At 61.2% G+C, this 26,892-nt stretch carries 21 protein-coding genes; 4 read left to right on the top strand and 17 right to left on the bottom strand.

Going from position 1 to position 26,892, the window contains the following annotated elements; all coding sequences use genetic code 11:
* Window positions 1-15 precede the first annotated feature (15 nt).
* Window positions 16-2,571: a protein translocase subunit SecD gene (gene secD, locus I8E17_RS01165; RefSeq protein WP_069611287.1), complete on the top strand. Its 2,556-nt coding sequence runs from the start codon at window positions 16-18 to the stop codon at window positions 2,569-2,571.
* 48 nt (window positions 2,572-2,619) lie between these two features.
* Here secD and I8E17_RS01160 read toward each other — a convergent pair whose 3' ends face one another.
* Window positions 2,620-3,495: an SMP-30/gluconolactonase/LRE family protein gene (locus I8E17_RS01160; RefSeq protein WP_069611286.1), complete on the bottom strand. Its 876-nt coding sequence runs from the start codon at window positions 3,493-3,495 to the stop codon at window positions 2,620-2,622.
* 274 nt (window positions 3,496-3,769) lie between these two features.
* Here I8E17_RS01160 and I8E17_RS01155 point away from each other — a divergent pair, with 274 nt between their 5' ends.
* Complete coding sequence (locus I8E17_RS01155) at window positions 3,770-5,836, top strand: ATP-dependent helicase (protein WP_069611285.1); 2,067 nt, start codon at window positions 3,770-3,772, stop codon at window positions 5,834-5,836.
* A 365-nt stretch (window positions 5,837-6,201) separates the two neighbouring features.
* Here I8E17_RS01155 and mmsB read toward each other — a convergent pair whose 3' ends face one another.
* The 8 genes from mmsB to I8E17_RS01115 form a co-directional block, all read right to left on the bottom strand.
* Window positions 6,202-7,083 carry a 3-hydroxyisobutyrate dehydrogenase gene (gene mmsB / locus I8E17_RS01150; protein WP_069611283.1) on the bottom strand — a complete coding sequence of 294 codons (882 nt, stop codon included), beginning with the start codon at window positions 7,081-7,083 and terminating at the stop codon, window positions 6,202-6,204.
* A 22-nt stretch (window positions 7,084-7,105) separates the two neighbouring features.
* Complete coding sequence (locus tag I8E17_RS01145) at window positions 7,106-8,164, bottom strand: enoyl-CoA hydratase/isomerase family protein (protein ID WP_069611282.1); 1,059 nt, start codon at window positions 8,162-8,164, stop codon at window positions 7,106-7,108.
* Window positions 8,165-8,203: 39 nt separating this feature from the next.
* A complete protein-coding gene (locus tag I8E17_RS01140; RefSeq protein ID WP_069611281.1) occupies window positions 8,204-9,799 on the bottom strand; it encodes a GMC family oxidoreductase N-terminal domain-containing protein in 1,596 nt (531 codons plus the stop codon).
* Between the two features lie 164 nt (window positions 9,800-9,963).
* Entirely contained in the window at window positions 9,964-10,947 is a 984-nt protein-coding gene (locus tag I8E17_RS01135) for a branched-chain amino acid ABC transporter permease (protein WP_069611280.1), read from the bottom strand.
* A gap of 1 nt (window position 10,948) precedes the next feature.
* Window positions 10,949-11,836 (bottom strand): branched-chain amino acid ABC transporter permease, encoded by an 888-nt coding sequence (locus tag I8E17_RS01130; RefSeq protein WP_069611279.1) that lies wholly within the window; start codon window positions 11,834-11,836, stop codon window positions 10,949-10,951.
* A gap of 2 nt (window positions 11,837-11,838) precedes the next feature.
* Window positions 11,839-12,540 carry an ABC transporter ATP-binding protein gene (locus tag I8E17_RS01125; protein ID WP_069611278.1) on the bottom strand — a complete coding sequence of 234 codons (702 nt, stop codon included), beginning with the start codon at window positions 12,538-12,540 and terminating at the stop codon, window positions 11,839-11,841.
* A gap of 2 nt (window positions 12,541-12,542) precedes the next feature.
* The gene (locus I8E17_RS01120; RefSeq protein ID WP_069611390.1) at window positions 12,543-13,325 is read right to left on the bottom strand and encodes an ABC transporter ATP-binding protein; all 783 of its coding nucleotides are present in this window, start codon (window positions 13,323-13,325) and stop codon (window positions 12,543-12,545) included.
* A 15-nt stretch (window positions 13,326-13,340) separates the two neighbouring features.
* The gene (locus tag I8E17_RS01115; RefSeq protein WP_069611277.1) at window positions 13,341-14,549 is read right to left on the bottom strand and encodes an ABC transporter substrate-binding protein; all 1,209 of its coding nucleotides are present in this window, start codon (window positions 14,547-14,549) and stop codon (window positions 13,341-13,343) included.
* A 172-nt stretch (window positions 14,550-14,721) separates the two neighbouring features.
* Here I8E17_RS01115 and I8E17_RS01110 point away from each other — a divergent pair, with 172 nt between their 5' ends.
* Window positions 14,722-15,648 carry a LysR family transcriptional regulator gene (locus I8E17_RS01110; protein ID WP_113367278.1) on the top strand — a complete coding sequence of 309 codons (927 nt, stop codon included), beginning with the start codon at window positions 14,722-14,724 and terminating at the stop codon, window positions 15,646-15,648.
* Window positions 15,649-15,660: 12 nt separating this feature from the next.
* On the opposite strand, the gene galE is transcribed toward I8E17_RS01110, so the two are convergent.
* The 5 genes from galE to I8E17_RS01085 form a co-directional block, all read right to left on the bottom strand.
* On the bottom strand, window positions 15,661-16,698 hold the full coding sequence (galE, locus tag I8E17_RS01105; protein WP_069611275.1) for a UDP-glucose 4-epimerase GalE: 1,038 nt from the start codon (window positions 16,696-16,698) through the stop codon (window positions 15,661-15,663).
* Between the two features lie 407 nt (window positions 16,699-17,105).
* A complete protein-coding gene (locus tag I8E17_RS01100; protein ID WP_069611274.1) occupies window positions 17,106-18,272 on the bottom strand; it encodes a pyridoxal phosphate-dependent aminotransferase in 1,167 nt (388 codons plus the stop codon).
* A 144-nt stretch (window positions 18,273-18,416) separates the two neighbouring features.
* Complete coding sequence (mscL, locus tag I8E17_RS01095; protein WP_069611273.1) at window positions 18,417-18,842, bottom strand: large conductance mechanosensitive channel protein MscL; 426 nt, start codon at window positions 18,840-18,842, stop codon at window positions 18,417-18,419.
* 30 nt (window positions 18,843-18,872) lie between these two features.
* Entirely contained in the window at window positions 18,873-19,079 is a 207-nt protein-coding gene (locus I8E17_RS01090; RefSeq protein ID WP_219510995.1) for a hypothetical protein, read from the bottom strand.
* Window positions 19,080-19,092: 13 nt separating this feature from the next.
* The gene (locus tag I8E17_RS01085; RefSeq protein WP_069611272.1) at window positions 19,093-19,659 is read right to left on the bottom strand and encodes a TetR-like C-terminal domain-containing protein; all 567 of its coding nucleotides are present in this window, start codon (window positions 19,657-19,659) and stop codon (window positions 19,093-19,095) included.
* A 136-nt stretch (window positions 19,660-19,795) separates the two neighbouring features.
* On the opposite strand from I8E17_RS01085, the gene I8E17_RS01080 reads away from it, so the two are divergent.
* Window positions 19,796-21,007, top strand: coding sequence for an MFS transporter (locus I8E17_RS01080; RefSeq protein WP_069611271.1), 1,212 nt, complete (start codon window positions 19,796-19,798; stop codon window positions 21,005-21,007).
* 105 nt (window positions 21,008-21,112) lie between these two features.
* On the opposite strand, the gene I8E17_RS01075 is transcribed toward I8E17_RS01080, so the two are convergent.
* The 3 genes from I8E17_RS01075 to I8E17_RS01065 all read right to left on the bottom strand — a co-directional run bounded on the left by I8E17_RS01075 (window position 21,113) and on the right by I8E17_RS01065 (window position 26,532).
* Window positions 21,113-23,323, bottom strand: a complete 2,211-nt coding sequence (locus I8E17_RS01075; protein WP_069611270.1) for a 3-hydroxyacyl-CoA dehydrogenase NAD-binding domain-containing protein — start codon at window positions 23,321-23,323, stop codon at window positions 21,113-21,115.
* A 13-nt stretch (window positions 23,324-23,336) separates the two neighbouring features.
* On the bottom strand, window positions 23,337-24,545 hold the full coding sequence (locus tag I8E17_RS01070; protein WP_069611269.1) for an acetyl-CoA C-acetyltransferase: 1,209 nt from the start codon (window positions 24,543-24,545) through the stop codon (window positions 23,337-23,339).
* Between the two features lie 190 nt (window positions 24,546-24,735).
* Window positions 24,736-26,532, bottom strand: a complete 1,797-nt coding sequence (locus tag I8E17_RS01065; protein WP_069611268.1) for an acyl-CoA dehydrogenase C-terminal domain-containing protein — start codon at window positions 26,530-26,532, stop codon at window positions 24,736-24,738.
* Between the last annotated feature and the right edge of the window lie 360 nt (window positions 26,533-26,892).

Here is a 26,892-nt window from a genome sequence, read left to right as displayed (position 1 = left end):
TCAAGGATAATACCCATGCGTACCTCACCATGGCTCGTGGCACTCTATACGGTGATCATCGTCATTGGCTTTCTGATCGCACTGCCGAACGCGCTGCCGCCGTCGGTTCTCAGCAAGATCCCATCCTGGCTGCCTCACAGCCAGGTGTCGCTCGGCCTCGACCTTCGCGGCGGCTCCTATCTCGTTCTCGAAGTCGACGAGAAGGACCTGACGAACGGCCGGCTGCAATCGCTGCAGCAGGACGCGCGCCGCGTGCTGCGCGACAAGAACATCCAGACCCGCTCGATCGTCCGCAATGGCGACCAGATCGTCGTGACGCTCAGCGACGCCTCGCAAAGCAGCGATGCCGTGACGCAGCTGCAGACGCTGGCCAATACGATCACGTCGGGCCTCTCGGCCGGCCAGTCCGATCTCAACATCAAGCCGAATGGCGCGACGATCGCGATGTCCTTCTCGCCGGCCGGCATTTCGGCCAACGTCGATTCCGCCGTTCAGCAGAGCCTTGAAGTCATCCGCAAGCGCGTCGACCAGGTGGGCGTTGCCGAGCCGACCATTCAGCGCGTCGGCCCGAACCGCGTTCTCGTCCAGCTTCCCGGCGCACAGGATCCGTCGCACCTGCGCGAGCTTCTCGGCTCGACCGCGAAGATGTCCTTCCACCTGCTGGCCGACAACGTCGATCCGAACAATCCCGGCCCCGGCGTCACCATCATGAAGGACGAGCAGGGCAACAGCTATCCGGTTCTCGACCGCATCGAACTGTCCGGCGACCGCCTGACGGATGCCCGCGTCAGCTTCGATCCGAACACGCACGAGCCGCTCGTCACCTTCCGCTTCGACAGCGCCGGCGCCAACCGGTTTGCCGAAATCACCCGCGAAAATGTCGGCAAGCCCTTCGCCATCGTCCTCGACAACAAGGTTCTGAGTGCGCCTAATATCCGCGAGCCGATCACCGGCGGCTCGGGCCAGATCTCCGGCAACTTCACCGCAGACAGCGCCACCACGCTTGCAGCCTTGCTGCGCGCCGGCGCCCTGCCGGCCAAGCTCACCGTCATCGAGGAGCGCACCGTCGGCGCCGACCTTGGTAGCGACGCGATCCAGAAGGGCATCTATAGCGGCCTGGTCGGCTTCGTTCTGGTTGCCGCCTTCATCTTCGTGCTCTATGGCGCCTGGGGGATTCTGGCGAATGTTGCCCTGCTCATCCACACGGTCCTGACCTTCTCGGCCCTGACGCTTGTCGGCGCCACGCTGACGCTGCCCGGCATCGCCGGCGTCGTCCTTGGTATCGGCCTCGCGGTTGATGCCAACGTTCTCATCAACGAGCGCATCCGCGAAGAAACCCGCAAGGGCCGCGGCGCCTTCGCCGCCATCGATAACGGCTTCAAGAAGGCTTATTCGACGATCATCGACGGCAACATGACGGCGCTGATTGCCGCCGCCATCCTGTTCTACTTCGGCTCCGGCCCGGTTCGCGGCTTTGCCGTGACCATGGGTCTCGGCCTCATCATCTCAATGTTCACCTCCGTCGCCTTCGTGCGTGTCGTGATGATCGCCATTACCCGTCGCCGCAAGCTGAAGGTGATCAACATCAGGCCGCTGATCCCCTTCAGCCCCTATGACAAGCACATCCAGTTCATGAAGGCCCGCTTCTTCGGCGTCACCGTCTCGGCGATCCTGTCGCTCGCCTCGGTGGTCCTGTTCATCCATCCGGGCCTCAACTACGGCGTCGACTTCCGCGGCGGTATCCAGATGTCGGTCAAGACCAAGGACGCGGCCGATCTGGCGACGTTCCGCGAGGGCCTGAACACGCTCGGCCTCGGCGAAATCGCACTGCAGTCCTTCGGCGACAATAACAGCCTCCTTGTCCGCGCCCAGCGCCAGGACGGCGGCGAAGAGGCGCAGACGGCGGCAGTGACCAAGCTCAAAGCCGAAATCGTCAAGATCGACCCGAGCGCGACCATCGAAGGCACCGATGTCATCGGTCCGAAGGTTTCGGGCGAGCTTGCCTGGGCCGGCATCCTGTCGGTCGTGATCGCCAGCCTGGCGATGCTGTTCTACATCTGGTATCGCTTCGAATGGCCGTTCGCGGTCGGCGCCATCGTGACGCTGGTGCTCGACGTCACCAAGGCGATCGGCTTCTTCGCGATCACCGGCCTCGATTTCAACCTGACGGCCATCGCCGCGATCCTGACGCTTGTGGGATATTCGGTAAACGACAAGGTCGTGGTCTATGACCGCATGCGCGAAAACATGCGGCTCTACAAGTCGATGCCGTTGCGAGATATCATCGACAAGTCGATCAATGAGACCCTGGCGCGAAGCCTATACACCAATGCCACCGCCTTCCTGGCGCTGGTGCCGATGGCAATCTGGGGCGGCAGCGCCGTCTCCAGCTTCGCGATCCCGATGGTGTTCGGCATCCTCGTTGCCGGTGCCTCGTCGGTCTTCATCGCAGCACCGATCCTGCTGTTCCTCGGCGATTGGCGCCGCCGTCACGCCAAGCCGATTGCCAATGATGCGGCATCGACAGACGGCAAATCCGGTAAGGACAACAAGCAGATTCCTGCCGCATAATAAATGAAAAGAGGACATGTCCGGCGTCCGGGCATGTCCTCCACCGCCCTACGAAATCGGCGGCATATGCAAAGGCAAGCCCGGACGCGGCGCCGTAATCTTTTCCACGACACCGTTTTCCTGCTCGCTGACGAGCAGATGCTTGCCGTCGACGGTAAAGGCAATATTAGCTGGGCGCGCGCCGTCCGTACGGATATGACCGGCCATTTTTCCCTCGGCGTCCACCATGGAAATTTCACCCAGGCCGTACATGGCGCAGTAAAGCACGCCGCTGCGATCAAAGGCGAGGCCGGCCGGCCCGCGCAGCGCGTTCACGGCGGGCGATGTCATCGACTGGACAAACATTTCCTGCCTGCCGCCAACGACCTGCCGATAGATTTTTCCAGTCAGTGTTTCACTATAATAGAGCAATCCATCGGCATCGAAGGCAATGCCGCTCGCAAAGAGCAGACCGGCTGCGAGGACACGGATGACCCGCCCCTCAGCCGGATCGATCTGATAGACGCAGCCATTGTAAGCCGCCTTGAAGAAATCGGGATGGATGTGGCCGCCTTCGAGAAGATTGGCAAGACGGATGCCGGAATCAGTCATGTAAAGCAGGCCGTCGGGTCCGAAAGCGAGTGCATTCGGATGCAGAAACGGACCATCCGCGCTACCCTCGATGACTTGCAGGACGCGGCCTTGCGCCGATAATCTGACAAGGGAATTCTCCGGGCCGTTGGCTACCCAGAAACATCCGTCGCCATCGACCGCAATCCCCATCGGCCGGCCGCCGACACGGCAAAGTTCCTGCGGTACGCCGCTTGCGTCGAAAAGTTTCAGACAGCGGCGGCTGGCATCCATTTCCACGGCCGCCAGGCGGCCGTCCGGCAAAGCCACGAGGCCGCTAGGCAGACGCAGCCCGGTGGCAATCGTTTCGTTCATGTTTTGAAACCTTCATTCTACGCATTACGAAGCCCCAAAAACTCAAAATGCTGCGCCGGAATGATACATAAGCACGAAGAAGATCCTTTTCGAGCCGGACGAGTGCAAATCCGGATAAGATTCTTGTGCCAGAGGTCACATCCGCGTGCAGGCCCTGTTCATCTTGACAGGCTTTGGCGATTCGGAACATCCATAGAACGTCCATATATTTTCGCGCTTGCGATTCGCCGCATGCCGCGCTCCGCCTGCCGCCGGAGGTTACTCAGGAGAGTCGATGACCGCCGCCTATCTGGAAAAGCTGAACCCGGAGCAACGGCTGGCGGTGGAACATGGCACGAGCGGTGACGGCCATATTGCCGGGCCGCTGCTCGTCATCGCCGGGGCCGGCTCCGGCAAGACGAATACGCTTGCCCATCGCGTCGCGCATCTGATCGTTAGAGGTGCGGACCCGCGCCGCATCCTGTTGATGACCTTCTCGCGCCGCGCTGCCGCCGAGATGGGCCGCCGCGTCGAGCGGATCTGCCGCGAGGTGCTGGGTGCGAATGCCGGCATTAACGCCGACGCGCTGGCATGGAGCGGCACGTTCCACGGCATCGGTGCACGTCTGCTCAGGGACTATGCCGAGCAGATCGGCATCGATCCGGCCTTCACGATCCACGACCGGGAAGATAGCGCCGACCTGATGAATCTTGCGCGCCATGATCTCGGCTTCTCGAAGACGGAGAACCGCTTCCCGACCAAGGCGACATGCCTTGCGATCTATTCGCGCTCCGTCAATGCGGAAGCGCCGCTCGACAGCGTGCTGCGGGATTACTTCCCGTGGTGCGCCATGTGGGAGCAGCAGCTGCGTGATCTCTTCGCCTCTTATGTCGAGGCGAAACAGGCGCAGAACGTGCTCGATTACGACGACTTGCTGCTCTATTGGGCGCATATGCTGCAAGAGCCGCTGATCGCCGAGGATATCGGCAGCCGCTTCGACCATGTGCTTGTCGACGAATATCAGGACACCAACCGGCTGCAGTCCTCCATTCTGCTGGCTCTCAAGCCCGATGGCCGCGGACTGACCGTCGTCGGTGACGATGCGCAGTCGATCTATTCCTTCCGCGCCGCGACCGTGCGCAACATTCTCGACTTCCCGAAAGCCTTCACGCCCTCGGCCGATATCGTCACGCTCGACCGCAACTACCGTTCGACGCAGCCGATCCTTGCTGCCGCCAACGCTGTAATCGATCTCGCCTCGGAGCGCTTCACCAAGAACCTGCGCACCGAGCGGCAAAGCACGGAACGGCCGCGGCTGGTGACGGTGCGCGACGAGGCCGATCAGGCGCGCTACATCGCCGATCAGATACTGGAAAATCGTGAGGGCGGCGTAAGGCTGAAGCAACAGGCAGTGCTATTCCGCACCTCCAGCCATAGCGGCCCGCTGGAAGTGGAACTCACGCGGCGCAACATTCCCTTCGTCAAATTCGGTGGGCTGAAGTTCCTCGATAGTGCTCATGTCAAGGACATGCTGGCGGCGCTTCGCTTCGCCCAGAACCCGCGCGATCGGGTCGCCGGCTTTCGCCTGATGCAGCTCTTGCCCGGCGTCGGTCCCTCCACGGCACAGCGCGTGCTCGACCAGATCGGCGAAGAGGCAAGTCCGATTACGGCGCTCACCGAACTGCCGCCGCCACCGCGCACGGGAGACGACTGGACCGCTTTCGTCGAGACGATGCGCGAGGTCAAAAGCGGCAAGGCCGGCTGGCCGGCGGAAATCGGCCTCGTTCGCCAATGGTACGAGCCACATCTGGAACGCGCGCATGAGGATGCCGCGACCCGCCAGGCGGATCTCGTCCAGCTCGAACAGATCGCCGCGGGTTACGGCTCGCGCGAGCGCTTCCTCACGGAACTGACGCTCGATCCGCCTGACGCCACGAGCGATCAGGCCGGCGTGCCACTGCTTGACGAGGACTATCTGATACTCTCGACCATCCATTCCGCCAAGGGTCAGGAATGGACGAAGGTCTTCATCCTGAACGCCGTCGACGGCTGCATCCCCGCCGATCTCGCCGTCGGATCGTCCGCGGAGATCGAAGAAGAGCGCCGGCTGCTCTATGTCGCGATGACCAGAGCGAAGGACAATCTCGATCTTGTCATTCCGCAGCGCTTCTTCGTGCACGGTCAACATGCGCAGGGCGACAAGCATGTGTTTGCCTCGCGCACCCGTTTCATTCCCGCGACCTTGCTGCAGTTTTTCGAGGTCTGCGGCTGGCCGCAGGCACGGGCTGAAAGCGCGGCCGCTATCCGGGCGCGGGAGGTACGCGTCGATGTGGGAGCGCGGATGCGGGGTATGTGGCGGTGAGTTTGGCGGTTGTGAGCAGCAGGTCAGGCATGTTTTGTGATGCCGCCTCTTTGTGCGTGTCCCCTCACCCTAGCCCTCTCCCCTTGTGGGCAGGGCTATCGCATATGGAGGCGGATGAGCACCATAAGCTCCTTCTCCCCTTGGGGAGAAGGTGGCCCGAAGGGTCGGATGAGGGGGTTATCGATTTGAATTCATGGATTTTGGTGGTCTTGGCGGGCACCCCCTCATCCGCCTGGCGGCACCTTCTCCCCGCTGGGGAGAAGGGGGACGGCGGTGATCTCCGCTCATATGCGATACCCCTGCCGCCTGCGGAGAGAGGGTCGGGGTGAAGGGCAGCCCTGCCCCGTCTGACCATCCGGCAATCCTCACTTCGCCTCGCGAAATATCTCGATGATCGCCGAAAAATCGCGACCGCCATTGCCGAGCTTTTCGAAGAGCGCGTAAAGTTGCGCCGCCTCCGCGCCCAGGGGCGTCGATGCACCGCTCGACAGAGCTGCCTCCTGCGACAGGCGCAGGTCCTTGAGCATCAGAGCTGTCGCAAAGCCGGGCTTGTAGTCGTTATTGGCGGGCGAGGTTGGTACCGGGCCAGGCACCGGGCAGTAAGTATTGATCGACCAGCATTGGCCCGACGACGTCGAGGCGACATCGAAGAGAGCCTGATGCGAGAGGCCGAGCTTTTCGCCAAGCACGAAGGCCTCGCAGACGCCGATCATCGAGATACCGAGGATCATGTTGTTGCAGATCTTCGCGGCCTGGCCGGCGCCGGCATCGCCGCAATGGACGATCTTCTTGCCCATCACCTCGAGCAACGGCTTGGCGGCAGCAAAGCTCTCCACCGAGCCGCCGGCCATGAAAGTCAGCGTTCCCGCTGCCGCGCCTCCAGTGCCGCCGGAAACGGGCGCATCGAGCGAAAGGCAACCGGCATCCCCTGCCATGGCATGCGCCTTGCGGGCGCTATCGACATCGATGGTGGAGCTGTCGATCAACAGGGTCCCCTTGGGCACGGAGCGCAGCACGTCGGTCCAGACGGTGAGGACATGCTGGCCCTTCGGCAGCATGGTCACGACCACCTCTGCATCCGCCAGGGCTTCGGTGAGCACGCTGGCAGGCTTTACCCCCGATGCTTCGGCTGCCTTCAGCACATCATGCGAAAGGTCGAATCCTGTGACGGCGTGGCCGGCCTTGACGAGATTGGCGGCCATCGGGCCTCCCATATTGCCGAGGCCGATGAAGGCGATCCGTGTCATGATGTTTTCCTCCCATGATCGGTTATCTTGCGAAAAGCGGTGGCTGCGCCGGTATGAAGAAGCGGTCGATGGCATCCGCCGTCACTTCGGCAAGGCTCGCCGGAGACCATTTCGGATTGCGGTCCTTGTCGATGACGGCAGCGCGCACGCCTTCGTAGAAATCGTGATTATACAATATGCCCTTGCAGGCGCCGAGTTCCCGATTGAGGCATTCGGCAAGATCGGCACTCGCCCGCCCTGCCCTGAGCAGCCGCAGCGTCAACTTCAAGCTCGTCGGCGAGCGGCTGGCGAGCGCGCCGACGGCCTCAGCGGCAAACTCCGAGGGTTCGCTCGCCAATGACTGCAGGATGCCTTCAACCGTATCGCCGAAAAAGGCGCGGTCGATCACATCGCGGTTTGCCGCAAGCCGGCTTTCGCCCGCATCCATCGCCATTGTCTTGATCAGTGCATGCACGTCTGCGGCAGAGACCGAGAGGGGGAGTGAGGCGACTGCATCGACCAGAGCCGGCAGCTCCTCGGACGAAACGCAGTGATCGGCAAAACCGGCATGGATCGCATCTGCGGCGCCGATCGCAAGGCCGGTCAGCCCCATCCAGGTCCCTGCTTCGCCCGGCGCTCGCGGCAACAGCCATGTGGCGCCGACATCCGGGAAGTAACCGATACCGGTCTCGGGCATGGCAAGGCGCGTGCGCTCGGTAACGATGCGATGGCTGCCATGCGCCGAAAGTCCGACGCCGCCGCCCATGGTGATGCCATCCATCAGCACCACATAAGGTTTGGGATAGCGCGAGATGGCGTGGTTGAGCAGGAATTCCTCGCGCCAGAAGGTTTCCGCTTCATCGGAGCCGTCCTTGCCGCTCTGATGCAGCAGGCGGATATCGCCGCCAGCGCAGAAACCACGCTCCCCCTCGCCCAGAACGATGACGCTCGCAATCGCCGGATCGGCGGCGAAACGCTCCAGGGCTGGCGCGATGACCCGCACCATCGGCAATGTCAGGCTGTTCAACGCCTTCGGGCGGTTGAGCCTGATGATGCCAGCCGATCCGCGCCGCTCGATGATGACTTCGTCCGTGCTATCCATGCAAATCTCCTGTCCCTGCTGCCATCGATCCTCAGGGATTCATCTATTGTCGGCAAGGATCATTTCGGCTGCCTTTTCGGCGATCATGATGGTTGGCGAATTGGTATTGCCCGACGTGATCGACGGCATGACGGACGCATCGGCGATGCGCAGTCTTGCCAACGCCCTGAGCCGCAGGCGCGGATCGACGACGCTTTGCGCATCGCCGCCCATGCGGCATGTACCGACCGGATGGAAAATCGTTGTGCCGATATCGCCGGCGGCACGCTCCAGGTCCGCATCGGTTTCGTAGGTCGGCCCGGGCTTGAACTCCTCCGGTCTGAACCGGGCAAAGGAAGGCTGCGCCACAATCCGCCGCGTCAGGCGAATGGAGCGTACGGCTATCTCCCGGTCCCGTGCCGCCGAAAGATAATTCGGGCTGATGGCCGGCTGCATGGCGAAATCGGGGCTGCGCACATGCACCGAGCCGCGGCTTTCGGGTCGCAGATTGCAGACGCTGGCGGTGATAGCAGGAAAGGGGTGGACGGGATCGCCGAACTTGTCGAGCGAGACCGGCTGCACATGATATTGCAGGTCGGGCGTTTCCTTGTCCGGCCCGGAGCGCGTGAAGATGCCGAGCTGGCTCGGCGCCATCGCCATGGGGCCTGAACGGCGAACCAAATATTCGAGGCCGATCGCAGCCTTGCCGATCAGCTTCGTGGCCTTCTCGTTCAACGTGGGCACGCCGGTCACCTTGTAGGCAAGGCGCAGCTGCAGATGATCCTGCAGATTCTCGCCGACGGACCGGACCTCGCGGACGAGGTCGATACCGGCTTTGCTCAGCACCTCGCCGTCGCCGATGCCTGACAGCTCCAGAATATGCGGCGATCCGATGGAACCGGCCGATAGCACCGTCTCGTTGTTCGCATAGGCGCGTTTCGCCACGCCATCATGCTGGAACTCGACGCCGGTCACGGCATCGCCCTCGACGATCAGGCGGCGGACCTGTGCCTTGGTATAGACGGTGAGATTGCCGCGCTTCATCGCCGGACGCAGGAAGGCTTTCGTGGTGTTCCAGCGGATGCCGGCGCGCTGGTTGACGTCGAAATAGCCGGAACCTTCATTGTTACCGCGATTGAAATCCGCCGTTTCGGGGATACCGGCCTCTTTGGCGGCGGCCTGGAAGGCGTCGAGCACGGCCCAGCGCACGCGCGCCTTCTCGACGCGCCATTCGCCACCGGCGCCGTGCATCTCATCCTTGCCGCGATAATGATCCTCGGACTTGATAAAATAGGGCAGCACATCGTCCCAGCCCCAGCCCGCGCAGCCGAGTTGGCGCCAGAGATCATAGTCTCGCGCCTGGCCGCGCATGTAGATCATGCCGTTGATCGAGGAGCAGCCGCCGAGCACCTTGCCGCGCGGGTAATTCAGCGACCGGCCATTCAAGCCCGCTTCCGGCGATGTGGTGAAGCACCAATCGGTGCGGGGATTGTTGATGCAATAGAGATAGCCGACCGGGATGTGGATCCAGTGGTAATTATCGTTGCCGCCGGCTTCCAGCAGCAGCACCCTGTTGTTGCGATCGGCCGAAAGCCGGTTTGCCAGCACGCATCCGGCACTGCCGGCCCCGATGATGATGTAGTCAAAGCGGTCCATTGGCATGCCCCCTCACCCTAACCCTCTCCCCGAGGGGGAGAGGGGACTATTTCGGCATTTGCCTCGGCCCCGTATCCGATGATCGTCAAAGACAGTTCCCCCTCTCCCCTCGGGGAGAGGGCTGGGGTGAGGGGGTGCACAACAAGTACGCATAGGTTTGATCATTACCGCCGATATTCAAACCCCAGCTTCCGTCCCAGCCGCGAGGCATAGAATTCGCCGATAACCCCGCGGCGGAAGAGCAGGACGCAAACCATGAAGACGATGCCGGTGATGATGGTGACGGGGAATTCCGACGTGGCGAGATAGTTTTCCAGCGTCGCCACGAACCCCGCGCCGAAAATCGGGCCGATCAGCGTGCCGATGCCGCCGAGGAGCGTCATGAGAATGACCTCGCCGGACATCTGCCAGGCGACATCGGTGAGCGTCGCGAACTGGAAGACCAGCGCCTTGACCGCCCCTGCCAGCCCGGCAAGGGCCGCAGACATGACGAAGGCGCCAAGCTTGTAGCGCGCCACGGAATAGCCGAGCGAGATCGCCCGCTGCTCGTTCTCACGGATCGACTTCAGGATCATGCCAAAGGGCGAATTGATGAAACGCCAGATGATCAGCACGCCGATCAGGAAAATGGCGAGAACGAAATAATACATGTTGAAGGAGTTGTTGAGATCGAGAACGCCGAGGAGATAGCCGCGCGGTACCGACTGAATGCCATCCTCGCCATGGGTAAATGCCGCCTGCAGGCAGAAGAAATAGAACATGTAGGAGAGCGCCAGCGTGATCATGGCGAAATAGATGCCCTGCCTGCGGATGGCGACGAAGCCCATGATGAGGCCGAGCAGCGACGCGCCGGCGACGCCGATCAGGATGCCGAGTTCGGGCGGCAGGCCCCACTCCTTCACCGCATGGGCCGTGAAATAAGCGGCCCCGCCGAAGAAGGTGGCGTGACCGAAGGAGAGCAGGCCGGCATAGCCGAGCAACAGATTGAAGGCGCAGGCAAACAGCGCGAAGCAGAGCACCTTCATGACGAAGATCGGGTAGATGAAGAATGGCGCCCAGATCAGGCCGACAAGGCCGAGGATCAGCAACAGCTTCTGCACGGAAAGCTTCGGACGCTCCTTGGAACTCAAGCTGATCAATCCAGCCATATCACGCCTCCCGACCGAAGAGACCCGCCGGCCTCAGAAGCAGCACGATTGCCATGATGACAAAGATGACGATGTTGGAAGCTTCCGGATAGAAGACCTTGGTGAGGCCTTCGGCGATCCCGAGCATGTAGCCTGTCACGATCGCTCCCATGATCGAGCCCATGCCGCCGACGACCACGACGGCGAAGACGATGATGATCATATTCGAGCCCATCAGCGGCGAGACCTGATAGATCGGTGCGGCCAGCACGCCGGCGAAGGCAGCAAGCGCCACCCCGAAGCCGTAGGTCAGCGTCAGAAGCACCGGCACGTTAACGCCGAAAACCTGGACGAGCGTGGAATTCTCGGTCGCGGCGCGCAGATAGGCGCCAAGCTTGGTCTTTTCGATCAGCAGCCAAGTGCCGATGCAGACGACCAGCGAGGCAATGACCACCCAGCCGCGATAGACGGGCAGGAACATGAAGCCGATATTTCTTGCGCCCGCCAGCTCCGTCGGAACGGCATAGGGTTGACCGGAGGAGCCGTAGAGATAGCGGAAGGTTCCTTCGATGGTCAGGGCCATGCCGAAGGTGAAGAGCAGGCCATAGAGCGGATCGATCCCGTAGAGCCGGCGCAGGCAGAGCCTTTCCACCAGCGCGCCGAACAGACCGACGATCAGCGGTGCCAAAACGAGGGCCGGCCAATAGCCGATGCCGGCATAGGAAAGCAGCAGATAGGCGGTGAAGGCGCCGAGCATATAGAGCGCGCCATGGGCGAAATTGATGACTCGCAGCATGCCGAAGATGATCGCGAGGCCAAGGCTCAGCAATGCATAGAAGGAGCCATTGATCAGCCCGATCAGCAATTGACCGAGAAGAGCTTGGGCGGGGATGCCGAATATCGTCGTCATGTTCAGACCCCCAGAACCTTGTGGAGCATATCCATGCGCTCGGAAAGCTCGCCGACCGGGAACTCCGAGACCATCTGGCCGTGATCCATCACATAGAAGCGATCGGCGATGCGGCTGGCGAAGCGGAAATTCTGCTCGACGAGCAAGATGGTCATGCCACGGCCTTTCAGCTTCTGCAGGACTTCGCCGATGCGCTGAACGATGACCGGGGCAAGGCCCTCGGTCGGTTCGTCAAGCAGCAGCATACGGACGCCGGTGCGCAGGATGCGGGCCATGGCAAGCATCTGCTGTTCGCCGCCGGAAAGCCTTGTACCGACGCTATTGCGCCGCTCATGCAGGTTGGGGAACAGCTCGAAGATCTCGTCGAGAGTCATACCACCAGCGGCGACGACCGGCGGCAGCATCAGGTTTTCATAGACGCTAAGCGTCGAGAAGATGCCGCGCTCTTCCGGCACGAAGCCGATACCCTGATGCGCCGTCTTGTGCAGCGGCACCTGCATCATGTCCTTGCCGGCAAAGGTGATCCTGCCCTTGCGGGCGCGGACGATGCCGACGATGGTGCGCAATGTCGTCGTCTTGCCGACGCCGTTGCGGCCGAGAATGGTAACGGTTTCCCCCTCACCCACGCGCATATCGACGCCATGCAGGATGTGACTTTCACCATACCAGGCATTGAGTCCCTGAACGTCCAGAAGCGGCGCCATGGTCAAGCCTCCTCCGTGCCCATATAGGCTTCGCGGACGCGCGGATCCCGGCTCACCGCGGCATAATCGCCTTGAGCCAAGATCTCGCCGCGCTGCAGCACAGTGACATGATGGCAGATATCGGCAACGACCGAGAGATTGTGCTCGACCATGAGGACCGCCCTGTCACGCGCCACATCGCGGATGATAGCAGAGACGGTGTTTACGTCCTCCAGGCCCATGCCGGCCATCGGCTCGTCGAGCAGCAGCACCTTCGGATCGAGAGCGAGCGTGGTCGCGATCTCCAGTACGCGCTTGCGGCCGTAGGAAAGATCGGCTGCTACAGCATCACGCTCCTTCGACAGACCGACAGAGGCGATGAGCTGTTCGGCGCGGGCATTGAGGCTGTCGAGAGCGGATAGCGGCCGCCAGAACTGGTGAGCGAGATTGCTCGGCCGCTGCAAGGCGACGCGGACATTATCCAGTACCGTCAGATGCGGGAAAACAGCGGAAATCTGGAAGGAGCGCACGAGACCCATGCGCGCAACCTTATCAGGTCTTGTCCTGGTGATATCGGTGCCGAGCAGCGTGATCGTGCCATGCGTCGGCTGCAGGAATTTGGTGAGCAGATTAAAAACCGTCGTCTTGCCGGCGCCGTTCGGGCCGATCAAAGCGTGGACCTGCGCGTGATGTACATCGAGATCGACATTCTTGACGGCGGTGAAGCCGCCGAAATCGCGACGCAGTCCCCGGGCGGATAAGACCACCCGGGGCTCTTCATGCGGATGTGTCGCGGCCATCGCCATGAGCTGGTCCAAGCCCTATTGCTTGACGAGGTCGCAGCCGCTTTTGGCCGGATCGATATAGGCTTCCTTGCCGGGGATCGTCGCCAGCACGTTGAAGTAATCCCACGGCTCCTTGCTCTCTTCGGGCTTCTTGACCTGCAGCAGATACATGTCGTGGATCATGCGGCCGTTGGCGCCGACCGTACCGCCGCGGCCGAAGAAATCATCAACCGGCATCTCATGCAGCTGCTTGGCAACGGCGTCGGTATCATCCGTGCCGGCCTTCTGCACGGCCTTCAGATATTGCATCACAGCGGAATAGGTGCCGGCATGGATCATGTTCGGCATCTTGCCGGTGCGGGCAAAAAAACGCTTGCCAAATTCGCGGCTCTTGTCGTCGAGGTTCCAGTAATAGCCTTCCGTCAGCGTCAGCCCCTGCGCCGCCTGCAGGCCGAGGCCATGGACTTCGGCAAGCGTGAAGAGCAGTGCCGCCAGATGCTGGCCACCCTGGGTGATGCCGAATTCGGACGCCTGCTTGATGGCGTTTGACGTGTCGAGGCCGGCATTGGCGAGGCCGATAACCTTGGCGCCCGACGACTGTGCCTGCAGCAGGAAGGAAGAGAAGTCATTGGTCGACAACGGGTGACGGACGGAGCCGAGCACCTTGCCGCCGCTTGCCTTGACAAAATCGCTGGTCTGCTGCTCGAGCGAATAGCCGAAAGCATAGTCGGCTGTCAGGAAGAACCAGGTGTCGCCACCCTGCTTGACGAGCGCGCCGCCGGTACCGACGGCCAGAGCATGCGTGTCATAGGCCCAGTGGAAGCCATAGGGCGAGCATTGCTTGCCGGTGAGATCGGTCGTGGCAGCGCCGGTGACGATATCGATCTTCTTCTTTTCCTTGGCGACCGCCTGCACGGCGAGCGCGACCGACGAGGTCGTCAACTCCATGATGGCGTCGACCTTGTCCTGGTCATACCATTGGCGGGCGATATTGGAAGCGATATCGGGCTTGTTCTGGTGATCGGCATCGACGATCTCGATCGGCACGCCGAGAACCTTGCCGCCGAAATCCTCGGCAGCCATCTTGGCGGCCGCCACAGACGACTTGCCGCCGAAATCCGCATAAACTCCGGACTGGTCGTTGAGGATGCCGATCTTGACGACACCATCGGACGGGCCGGCGGCGAAAGCCGCGGTGCCGGCTGCAAGCAGAAATGCAAGGGACGCAATAAGACTCTTTCGCATATCCTCTCCTCCCAGAGATTTGGCAAAAACGAATCTGTTCAAAATTGGCCAGCCGCTTTCCTCAAAACGGCTTTTCCCGATAGGCAAGATCACGGAATTCGCGCGTTGACGCAAGTCGCGATTGCAACTAATTCCAAACAAGGTCTGTTCATTTTTGAACAGAGGAGGATGCATGAAGCGCACGCCGCATTTTACCTGGGACGATCTGCAGTTCTTCCTCGCCGTTGCGCGAACGGGGCAGCTTTCGACCGCGGCGCGACAGCTGCGTACCAGCCACGCCACGGTCTCGCGTCGTATCGACCGGCTGGAATTCGCCTTGAAGGTCAAGCTCTTCGAGCGTAATCCGCGCGGCTATATGCTGACCAGCATGGGCCAGCGCTTCGTCGACACAGCCGAAAGAATGGAGCAGGAAACCGAGCGTCTGCGGACCGACCTTTCGACGGGATCGGCAGCCCAAGGCGGCGTGGTGCGCATCAGCGCGCCGGAGGGGTTTTCCAATTTCTTCTTCACCGGCGTTCTGCCGGAATTCACTGCGAAACATCCGAATATTTCGCTTGAGTTGATCACGATCCAGCAGATCATGTCGCTCTCTCGCAAGGAGGCCGATATCGTCGTGGTGCTCGACCCGCCTAAGGCCGGACCCTACTTCACCGAGAAACTGACGGACTACCATCTGCAGGTCTACGGATCGCGCAATTACCTTGCCCGCCATCCGCCGATCGAAAGCCGCGACGACCTGCCTGACTTCACCTTCATCGGCTATATCGAAGACATGATCTTCGCGCCGGGCCTGGATTACCTCGATGACGTCCATCCGCGCATCAGGCCGCAATTCCAGAGCTCGAGCATCTTTGCGCAGCTGACGGCGACGAAGAACGGCCAGGGGCTGTGCGTGCTGCCGTTCTTCATCGCCGGCAAACATCCGGACCTGCAGGTCGTCCTGCCACATGAGGTGGATCTCAGGCGCCACTACTGGATCACCTGCCACCGCGATCTGCGCCAATCGCCACGCGTGCGCACCGTCATTGACTTCCTGGCGGAAGCCGTGCGCAAGAATGCTTCAGCCTTTCTGGGTCCCTGGAGAAAAACCGAGAACTGAGATCGCTTCAGGCTATAGCGTGCTCGGGGCAGCATAGATCTTGCCGAGCCCGGCGGCATCGAAGCTCGCCCGTTCGACGAGGCGAAGCTCCCAATCCAGCGACGAACGCACGATCGTTTCCAGGCTGTCGTGTTTTGGAACCCAGCCCAGCTCGCGACGAGCGAGCGTCGCGTCCGCAACAATGCTCGCCATATCGCCAGGCCGGCGCGGAGCGATATGGATGCGGAAGGAACGGCCATGGATGCGCATGACCATGTTGAGCACGTCAAGCACGGAGTAACCGTGGCCATAGCCGCAATTGGCAACCAGCGAGCGGCCGCCATCGCGCAGATGACGCAAGGCCACGAGATGCGCCTCAACAAGGTCGCTGACGTGGATATAGTCGCGCACGCCGGTGCCGTCATGCGTCGGATAATCCGTGCCGTAGATATCCACCTGGCGGCGGCGGCCGAGGGCCGCCTCGCAGGCGACCTTGATGAGATGAGTGGCACCGTCGGTCGACTGCCCAGCCCTTCCCTCTAGATCAGCGCCGGCGACATTGAAGTAACGCAGCGCGACATAGCGGAAATCATAGGCCGCGGCGGCATCGCGCAGCATCAGCTCGGACATGAGCTTGGATTGACCATAGGGGGATTCAGGCCGCAACGGCACATCTTCGCTAACAGGTCTTTCCGCGGGCTGCTGACCATAGACGGCAGCGGTGGACGAGAAGACGAAATGGCGGATGCCGGCCCTCACGGCGGCGCTCATCAGGGCGCGGGTCTTGCCGGTGTTGTTTTCGTAATAGGCAAGCGGGTCCTCAATCGACATCGGCACGACGGCAGAGCCAGCGAAATGGATGATGGCTTCTATATCGTTCTCGGCGAAAATCGTTTTGAGCAGCGCCTCGTCAGCGACGTCGCCGAGATAGAAGCGGGCCGAGGGCGGGACTGCCCAGCGAAAGCCTGTGGAAAGGCAATCGAGAACAACAACGTCCTCGCCCGCATCAAGCAATCTCCAGACCATGTGGCTGCCGATATAGCCGGCTCCGCCCGTCACCAAGACAGTCATTCTTCGCGTCCCCGCCAAGTCTTATCGGCGATATATGAGGCCGCTTCACCTGCGAAATTGATTAAAAGCCGGAGGCGGGGCGGGAAAGATTGCGGGGATGGTTAGAGGGGTGTTTCGTGGTTTGATAGGATTTTATGGATTGGGTGTGCGACGGCAGGCCTCGCATATATCGGAGAGTGCATACCCCCCTCTGTCACTTCGTGACATCTCCCCCACAAGGGGGAGATTGCTGCCCCCTCCACCAAAACAATGAGGTTTCGGCTTCAGCAGATATGATGTTCATTGGGTGTGAGAAGCTGCCGTGAGTTTCCAATCTCCCCCCTTGTGGGGGAGATGTCGCGAAAGCGACAGAGGGGGGCACGGGACCAGCCAATCAAACGCTGTCAGCCGCAGCACACGGATCGTTCCTACAAACTCAAAATATACCTACTCAACCTTTCCGCGGCATCCGCCACCTGCACCGGATCGCGCAGGAAGCAGGCGCGCATGAACAGCTCTCCGCCCAAACCGAAGGCCGTTCCGGGTGCCAGGCCGACGCCGGTCTTGTCGACGATGTCGATGGCGGCCTTGCGGCTGTCGGTGACGCCGTCGATTCTGAGGAAGGAATAGAGCGCACCATCTGGCTTCAGCGTCTGTACGCGATTGGTGGCGATCAGCGCGTCGCAGAGAATATCGCGCGAGCGAGTGGCCTTTTCGATATTGGAGCGAACGAAATCATCGCCCTCGTTCAGCGCTGCAACCGCGCCTCTCTGCATGAACTGCGCGACGCCGGAAGTCGAATATTGCACGAGGTTTTCGATCACCTGCCCGAGCTCGGCCGGTGCGACGATCCAGCCGACACGCCAGCCGGTCATCGACCAGTTCTTCGAGAAAGAATTGACGAAGAGAATCTTGTCGTCGGCTTCCTTGACATCGAGGAAGCTCGGCGCGCGGCCGCCGGCATAATAGTAGAGCGCATAGATTTCGTCGGCCATGATCCAGAGATCATGCTTGCGCGCCAAAGCGAGGATATCGCGAAGATCCTGATGTGTCGCCGTCCAGCCTGTGGGGTTAGACGGGGTATTGATGAACAGGCCCTTGGTCTTCGGCGTAATCGCCGCTTCCAGCCGGTTGAGATCGAGCGACCATTTGCCATGCTCGAACTGCAGCGGCACCGGCACGGAACGGGCGCCTGCGATCTCGAGCGCCGCAGCAATGTTCGGCCAGGCGGGCGACAGATAGACCATCTCGTCGCCGGGAGCGGTGATCGCCTGCACGGACAGCTGGATCGCCTGCATGCCGGAGCCGACGACATAGAAGTTCTCCATCGGCAGCGAGGTGCCGAAATGCCGGCCATAATAATCGGCGAGCGCCTGACGCAGTTCCGGAATACCGCGCTGCCAGGTGTAAAAGGTTTCGCCGGCGTTGAGCGAGGCCATGGCGGCGCGGTTGATGAAATCCGGCGTCGGCAGATCGCCCTCACCGACCCAGAGTGGCAGCAGCCCCTCACGACCGCGGGCATAGTTGACAACTTCCACGATCCCGCTTTCGGGTGCTGCGAGCGCGCGTGGGCTGAGGCTATCTAGTATCGACATGCAAAGTCTCCGGTTTCTGCCTTCATAAAGCAGAGCGGCGGACAAATCCCATGACTTTGCCTTAGTGACCGATCGATTTTGGTGATGAATAGAGCCCCGGTCCTCGCCTGCACCGAGGCTTCGAAAGAGGTTGAATTGGACCTATCACCGCTTGGCGAGAAGGTCGCGGATTTCGGTGAGCAACTGAACGTCGGCCGGCGGCGGAGCTGCCTCGGCAACCTTCTCTTCCTTGCGCTCAAGCTGGGCACGCAGCGTGTTCACGCCCTTGACCATCAGGAAGATGATCCAGGCTAGGATGAGGAAGTTGATGAGGACGGTGATGAAGTTGCCGTAAGCGAAGACTGCCCCCTGGGCACGGGCGGCTGCCAGCGTCGGCGCGTTGACCGCCGAGGAAAGGCCGATGAAGTAGTTCGAAAAATCGAAGCCGCCGAAAATCGCACCGACGATCGGCATGATGATATCGTCAACCAGCGATTTCACGATGCCGCCGAAAGCGCCGCCGATGATCACGCCGACTGCGAGATCCATGACATTGCCGCGGGCGATAAATGCCTTGAATTCATTTAGCATTGAGCAGTCCCCTTCGCGTTGCCGTTGAATTCACTGTTGATAATTAGCACCATCTTTTGCCTTATTTTTCAACAGCAAATCGACCAGGAGCCTTGTCCAGGCATGCATATCCCATGATAATTTCGCCGCATTAGCAACTTTAGGGCGCATATATTCGGCAGCTTGTTCGTCAGTTGCGAGCAACCAAGCCGAGGCCCCTGGATGTACATCAGGGATCTCGGGTGAGTCGTTCGGCATAGTCGGCCGCGCTTCAAGCGCTGACCGCATTCTCCCGCATCACCTTCGCGACGAGCTTGCGAGCGTAGTCAGGACCGGGCGCCTGGTCGAAGAGAATGCGATAGATGATCGGCGAGATGACGTGATCCATCAGTTCCACCAAAGTCGGAAAGGACTCGCCGGCCGCCTCCGCCCGCGCAATAAATACGCTTAGTTGGCAGCGTGTATAGGTGCAGCATTTTTCCGCATTTGCGCTATCGGGTACCGCGAGAACATCGCGCAGCAGTTGCCGTCCGACTCCCGAGGCCATTTCATCGGCATATTGCTCGACCCAGGCCTCCAGGTCCTCCCGGGCGCTGCCAATCCTGGCGGGCTCGCCTTCAGGCTGCAGGCGTGAGGCGGCAACATCCGCCAGAAGCTTTTGAAGGTCACCCCAGCGGCGATAGATCGTCGACGGCGTGACATTGGCGCGCTGTGCGATCAGCGGGATCGTCACCTCGGCGCGATCCATCGTCGCCAGCATGTCGCGGACGGATTGATGCACGGCCGCTTGCACTCTGGCGCTGCGCCCGCCGGGGCGGGGATTTTCTCTGTAGCCCATAAGCCCTTGCCAATTTTTCCCGTTTTGCGGATCGTGAATGACCGAAGGCATCTACTGACGCAAAGTATTTGCTTTTATACGCCAGGCACCTATATCCGTCTAACGCAATCTTTTAGCTTTAGGTAGGATATAGTCGATGCCCAAACTCGATTCCACCGCCAGCGCCCCGATTTCATCAGCCAGACGCCTGGCGCCTTTCTATTATGCAGCAACGAGCGCCTTGTTTTTGGCCGCCTCGTCGGCACCGACGCCTCTCTACCGCCTTTATCAACAGGCCTTTGCCTTTTCGCCGGTGCTGCTTACGGTGATTTTCGCCGTCTACGCCTTCTCCCTTCTCGCCGCGCTCCTCATCGTCGGCTCGATCTCCGACCATCTCGGCCGTCGGCCGGTAATCTTCGCATCGATCCTGCTCAATATGGTGGCGATAGTCCTGTTTTTAATGGCCAGGGGTTCGGATTGGCTGATTGCCGCCCGCCTCGTGCAGGGCTTCGCGACGGGCACCGCCGTCAGTTCCGTCGGTGCCGCCCTTGTCGATCTCGATCCGATCAGGGGATCGATCACCAACAGCCTTGCCCCGCTTGTGGGCATGGCGATCGGCGCGATCGGTACGAGCCTGCTGATCCAGTTTGCGCCGGCCCCGACCGTACTCGTCTATATCGTCACGCTTGCCCTGCTGGCGCTGCAAGCCGCGCTGCTATGGCTGATGCCGGAGACTACAAGCCGACGGGCCGGCGTGCTCGCATCGCTGAAGCCGGAAGTCGCCGTTCCCCAGCAGGCGCGGCGGACGCTGCTGGCGCTGACGCCAATCAATATCGCCGTCTGGGCGCTCGCCGGCTTCTATCTGTCGCTGGTGCCCTCCCTGGTCACTGCGACGACCGGCAGCACGGCGCCGTTGGTCGGCGGCTCCGTGGTCGGGGCATTGACGATCAGCGGCGCGGCCGCGGTGTTCCTGTTGCGTAAGCGATCCGCCGCCGCAATCATGAAGTTCGGCATACCAACCATGTGCCTCGGCATACTGACCATCATCGCCGGCATGCATGCGGCTGAAGTGTCGATCCTCGCCCTGGGAACTGTGATTGCCGGCGCGGGCTTCGGGGCGGTTTTCCTCGGCACGGTCAGAAGCATCATGCCACTGGCAAAGCCCGACGAACGCGCCGGGCTGCTCTCCGCCTTCTACATTCAGAGCTACCTCGCCTTCAGCGTCCCCGCCATCCTCGCCGGCTTCCTGTCGAAAGCGCTCGGCTTTGCCGAGGCTGCCGATATCTATGCGGCGGCGATCCTTCTGCTCATCGGCTGGGGCGTCGTTGCGCTGAGGGCGGGGCAAGAGAAGCCGTTAGGTAATGCGTAAGCATAATCTTACGTATTGCCCTTTGATCTACGCTGAACCAATCAACAAAAAGGGCCGCTCCTGACAGGGCGGCCCATGATTTCTCGCAAGCAATAGCTCTCCGGTTCAAGCCGCCTTCTTCGCACCATAAGGATCGAAGCGGCCGTAGAAGGTCTCGCCCTTTGCGGCCATGTCCTTGAGCAGCGCCGTCGGCTGGAAATGCGGACCGTAGGCAGCCGCCAGCTTGTCGCAGAGCTCCACGAAAGCCTTCGCACCCATGCCGTCGATGTAGGACAGCGCGCCGCCGGTGTAAGGTGCGAAGCCGAAGCCGAGGATGGAGCCGACATCGGCTTCGCGCGGATCCGTGACGATGCCTTCCTCGATGGTGCGGGCCGCTTCCAGCGCGATCGTGACGAGGAAGCGCTGCTTCAGCACGTCGACATCGACTTCATCTGCCTTCTTCTGCGGATAAAGATCCTTGAGGCCTGGCCAGAGCGACTTCGTCGCCGGCTTCGGCGGGTAATCATAGAAGCCCTTGGAGTTCTTCCGGCCCAAACGACCCTCACCTTCGACGAGACCGCTGATCAGCTGCATGTGACGCGGGTCGACGGCTTTCCCGCCGAGATCGGCAACCGTCGCCTTCAGGATCTTGTAGGAAAGGTCGATGGCGACTTCATCGTTCAGCGCCAGAGGCCCGACCGGCATGCCGGCCATCTTGGCGGCGTTTTCGATCATGGCCGCGGGCACGCCCTCGATCAGCATGTCATAGGCTTCGTGGATATAGCGGAAGACGCAGCGATTGACGAAGAAGCCACGCGTGTCGTTGACGACGATCGGCGTCTTCTTGATGGCGGCGATGTAATCGAGTGCGACGGCGAGCGCATGATCGCCGGTTTCCTTGCCGAGAATGACTTCGGTCAGCATCATCTTCTCGACCGGCGAGAAGAAGTGGACGCCGATGAAATCCGCCGGGCGCTTGGAATTCTTCGCAAGACCGGTGATCGGCAGCGTCGAGGTGTTGGAGGCAAAGACGGCGCCGGCCGGCAGCACGGCCTCTACGGCCTCGATGACGGCCTTCTTGACGTCGCGATCCTCGAACACGGCTTCGATGACGAGATCCGCATCCTTGAGATCCGAATAATCGGCCGACGGTGTGATGCGAGAGAGCAGAGCTGCGCCTTCGTCCTGCGTCAGCCTTCCCTTACCGATGGAATCCTTGACCAGCCCCTCGCCGACGCCCTTGCCCTTGGTTGCGGCTTCGATATCGCGGTCGATAAGCGTGACCGGGATGCCGGCTGCTGCGGTGACATAGGCGATAGACGCTCCCATGAAGCCGGCGCCGACCACGCCGACCTTCTTCAGCTCCGTCTTCGGCTGGCCGGCCGGGCGGCGGGCGCCTTTGCCGAGTTCCTGCATGGAGATGAACAGCGAGCGGATCATCGAATAGGCTTCGGTGGTCTGCAGCACATGGGTGAAATAGCGCTGCTCGATCTTCAGGCCGGTATCGAAGGGAACCTGCAGGCCTTCATAGACGCATTTGAGGATGGCGAGGGCTGCCGGATAATTGCCCGATGTCTCGCGGCGCAGGATGGCCGGGGCTGCCGGCCAAAGCTGAGCTGCGGCCGGCGTCCAGATGCCGCCGCCTGGTGCCTTGAAGCCCTTTTCGTCCCAGGGAGCTACCGGCTTCAGGCCATCCTTGATCATCTGCTTGGCGGCCGGGATCAGCTGATCCGGCTCGACAACCTGATGCACCAGGTTCATAGCCTTGGCGCGAGCCGCCGTCAGCGACTGGCCCGTCGTCATCATCTGCAGGGCGGATTGTGCATCCGTCAGGCGCGAGACACGCTGCGTGCCGCCGGCACCGGGGAAGATGCCGACCTTGACTTCGGGCAGCGCGATCTTGACGCTCTTGGCGCTGGACGCGACGCGGCCGTGGCAGGCGAGCGACAGCTCGAAAGCGCCGCCCATGCAAGTGCCGTTGATGGCCGAAACCCAGGGCTTGCCGCAGGTTTCGAGCTTGCGGAACAGGCCCGTCATGCGCCCCACAAGATCGAAGAGTTTTTGCGCGGCTGCCGCTGGGTCTTTCGCCTTCTCATCCTGATAGAAGGAGAACATCGACTTGATCATCGAAAGGTCGGCGCCGCCGGAGAAGGAGGATTTGCCCGAGGTGAAGACCACGCCCTTGACGGCTGCATCGGCAACCGTGGCGTCGATGATGGCGTTCAGCTCTTCCAGGATCTCGGCGGTGAAGACGTTCATGGACTTGCCGGGCATGTCCCATGTAACGAGGGCTATGCCGTCTGCGTCGGTTTCGACGGTGAAATTCGTGTAAGCCATTGGGTTCCCCTCCTCAGACGCGTTCGATGATCGTGGCCGTGCCCATACCGGCACCGATGCAGAGCGTGACCAGCGCGGTGTTGAGGTCGCGGCGTTCCAGCTCGTCCAGCACGGTGCCGAGGATCATCGCGCCGGTCGCGCCGAGCGGATGACCCATGGCAATCGCGCCGCCATTGACGTTGATCTTGTCATGCTCGATATCGAAAGCCTGCATGTAGCGCAGCACGACGGCGGCGAAGGCTTCGTTGAGCTCGAAGAGATCGATGTCAGCAAGCGTCATGCCGGTGCGCTTCAGGAGCTTCTCGGTGACGTCGACCGGGCCGGTCAGCATCAGCGCCGGGTCGGAGCCGATATTGGCGAAGGCCTTGATGCGGCCACGCGGCTTCAGCCCCATGCTCTGACCGCCCGCCTTGGAACCGAGCAGCACGGCAGCGGCGCCATCGACGATGCCGGAGGAGTTGCCTGCGTGATGGACGTAGTTGATGCGCTCGACTTCCGGATGGGCCTGGATGCCGACGGCTTCGAAGCCGCCCATCTCGCCGGGCAGCTGGAAGGACGGATTGAGCGAGGCGAGCGCCTGCATATCGGTGCCGGGACGCATGTGCTCGTCGCGGTCGAGAATGGTCAGACCGTTGATATCCTTCACCGGAATGACGGAATTCTTGAAGTAGCCCTTTTCCCAGGCATTGGCGGCGCGCTTCTGGCTCTCAACTGCGTAGGCATCGACATCATCGCGCGAGAAGCCGTATTTGGTGGCGATGAGATCAGCCGAGACGCCCTGCGGCATAAAATAAGCCGGGAAGTTGACCGAGGGGTCCATGAACCAGGCGCCGCCGGACATGCCCAAGCCGACGCGCGACATGCTTTCGACGCCGCCGGCGATGACGATGTCATCAGCCCCTTGCGCTATCTTGGCCGCGCCGAAATTCACGGCATCAAGGCCCGAAGCGCAGAAGCGGGAAATCTGCATGCCGGGCGCCTTGGTGGAATAGCCGGCTTCGAAGGCAGCGCCCCTCGGGATAACGGCGCCAGCTTCCATGACAGGATCGACGCAGCCCATAATGATGTCGTCAACCGTTTCGGTATCGAGGCCGTTGCGGTCGCGGATCGCCTCCAGCGTCTTGGCGGCGAGGCGCACGGAGGGCACTTCATGCAGCGCCCCATCCTTCTTGCCCCGTCCGCGCGGCGTGCGCACGTGGTCGTAAATGAAAACCTCGGTCATGTCTCATCTCCCTGCAGCGGCAAGCCGCCTTCCGATTCAGTATATAGCGACCAACGCCGCGAATTCCCCTTTCCCCTCGGGGAGAGGTGCTCGACAGAGCAGATGAGGGGACCCAAGGGCACCCATACGGTGCAACGCCCCCGCATCCTGCGCTTCGCGCGTCCTTCTCCCCGAGGGGAGAAGGAAAAACTCAAAAGGCTTCCGCCGCCAGTTCCATCATCGTGTCGGCACCGGTTTCGATGCGGGCCTTGCGCAGCGCCGTTTCCGGCATGATGCGCTCCATGTAGAACCGCGCCGTGACAAGCTTGTTCTTCAGATAATCCTCGCGCGCACTGTCGCCAGCCGCAAGGCCTGCCTGCGCCGCCTTGGCCATCTTCGCCCACATATAGCCGAGAACGACGAGACCGAAGAGGTGCATGTAATCGGTCGAGCCGGCACCGGCATTGTCGGGCTTGGCCATGGCGTTCTGCATGAACCACATGGTCGCCGCCTGCACATCGTTCAAGCCCTTCTTCAGGTGCTTGGTGAAGAAGGCCATCTGCTCGTCGTTGCGGTTTTCCTCGCAGAAATCGCCGATTTCCTTGAAGAGTGCCATGACGGCGCGGCCGCCGTTCAGCGCCAGCTTGCGGCCGACGAGATCGAGCGCCTGGATACCGTTGGCACCTTCATAGATCATGGTGATGCGGGCATCGCGGACATACTGGCTCATGCCGTGCTCTTCGATATATCCGTGGCCGCCGAAGACTTGCTGCGCCATGACGGCATGGTCGAAGCCCTTGTCGGTCATGACGCCCTTGAGGATCGGCGTCGCGAGGCCTAGGATGTCGTCGGCTGCCTGGCGTTCCTTCTCGTCCGGAGAGCGATGGGCGATATCGGATTTCAGCGCCGTCCAGAGCAGGAAGGCGCGGCCGGCCTCGTTGAAGGCGCGGATGGTCATCAGCGAGCGGCGGATGTCGGGATGGACGATGATCGGGTCCGCCTTCTTGTCCGGTGCCTTCGGACCGGAGAGCGAGCGGCCCTGTATGCGTTCGCGGGCATAGGCGGCGGCATTCTGATAAGCGATCTCGGCGATGGAGAGACCCTGCAGACCGACGCCGAGGCGAGCCTCGTTCATCATCACGAACATGGCGTTGAGGCCCTTGTTCTCGGCGCCGATCAGGAAGCCGGTAGCCTCGTCATAGTTCATGACGCAGGTGGCGTTGCCGTGGATGCCCATCTTGTGCTCTATCGCGCCGCAGGAGACCGGGTTGCGATCGCCGAGCGAACCATCATCCTTGACGAGGAACTTCGGCACGATGAACAGCGAGATGCCCTTCGTGCCCTCAGGCGCACCTTCGATGCGGGCGAGGACGAGATGGACGATATTATCCGTCATGTCGTGCTCGCCAGCCGAAATGAAAATCTTCTGGCCTGATATCTTGTAGCTGCCATCGGCTTGCGGAACCGCCTTGGTGCGCAAGAGACCGAGATCGGTGCCGCAATGCGGCTCGGTGAGGTTCATGGTGCCGGACCAGCTGCCCTCCACCATCTTCGGCAAATAGGTCTGCTTCTGTGCATCGGTGCCATGCACGAGGATGGCGGCAATCGCGCCCTGCGTGAGGCCCGGATACATCATCAGCGACATGTTGGCGGCGGAGGTATATTCGCCGACGGCGCAGTGCAGTACATAGGGAAGCCCCTGCCCGCCGAATTCTTCCGGTGCGGCGAGACCCAACCAGCCGCCTTCGCAATAGGCGCGATAGGCTTCCTTGAAGCCCTTCGGCGTGGAGACGGTGCCGTCGTCATGTCGCACGCAACCCTCCTGATCGCCGGAATAATTGAGCGGGAAAAGCACCTCTTCCGACATCTTGGCCGCTTCACCGACAATCGCCTCGATCATGTCAGGCGTGGCATCGGCATAGCCCGGAAGATTGTTGTAGCGCTCCAGCCCGAGCACATCGTTCAGGACGAAAAGCGTATCGTTCACCGGGGCCTTGTAGACTGGCATTTCTCGAATTCCTCCAATTCGCCGCCGGACCTTGACTTTCCGGCCACTGTCACACTCTTACAAAATATTGACGTTTGCGTAAACGTCAAATTCGTGTCTCGCTGTGAAATTTTGGTGAAGCCGATTGGGGGAGAGCATTCCGCATATCGCCGATATGTCCCCTCTGCCCAAGCAAATTGGTGCTGCCTCAGAACAAGAATATCGGGCTGCGGGACAGCAGAACCAAAATAAAAGGTTAAGACATCAGACAAACTTAACGAGTTGTTTACCACGTTCCGTAAATTGTACGAGTTGAGCAGCAGTGCTTCGCGTTTTTTCAACTTATGCTTGGAAATCGCGCTGCCTATGCCGCTCTGTTTG

Origin of the sequence: Rhizobium sp. AB2/73 (assembly GCF_020871915.1) — a bacterium.
Classification (GTDB): domain Bacteria; phylum Pseudomonadota; class Alphaproteobacteria; order Rhizobiales; family Rhizobiaceae; genus Rhizobium; species Rhizobium dioscoreae.
This window is presented reverse-complemented; position numbering and strand designations above follow the sequence as displayed.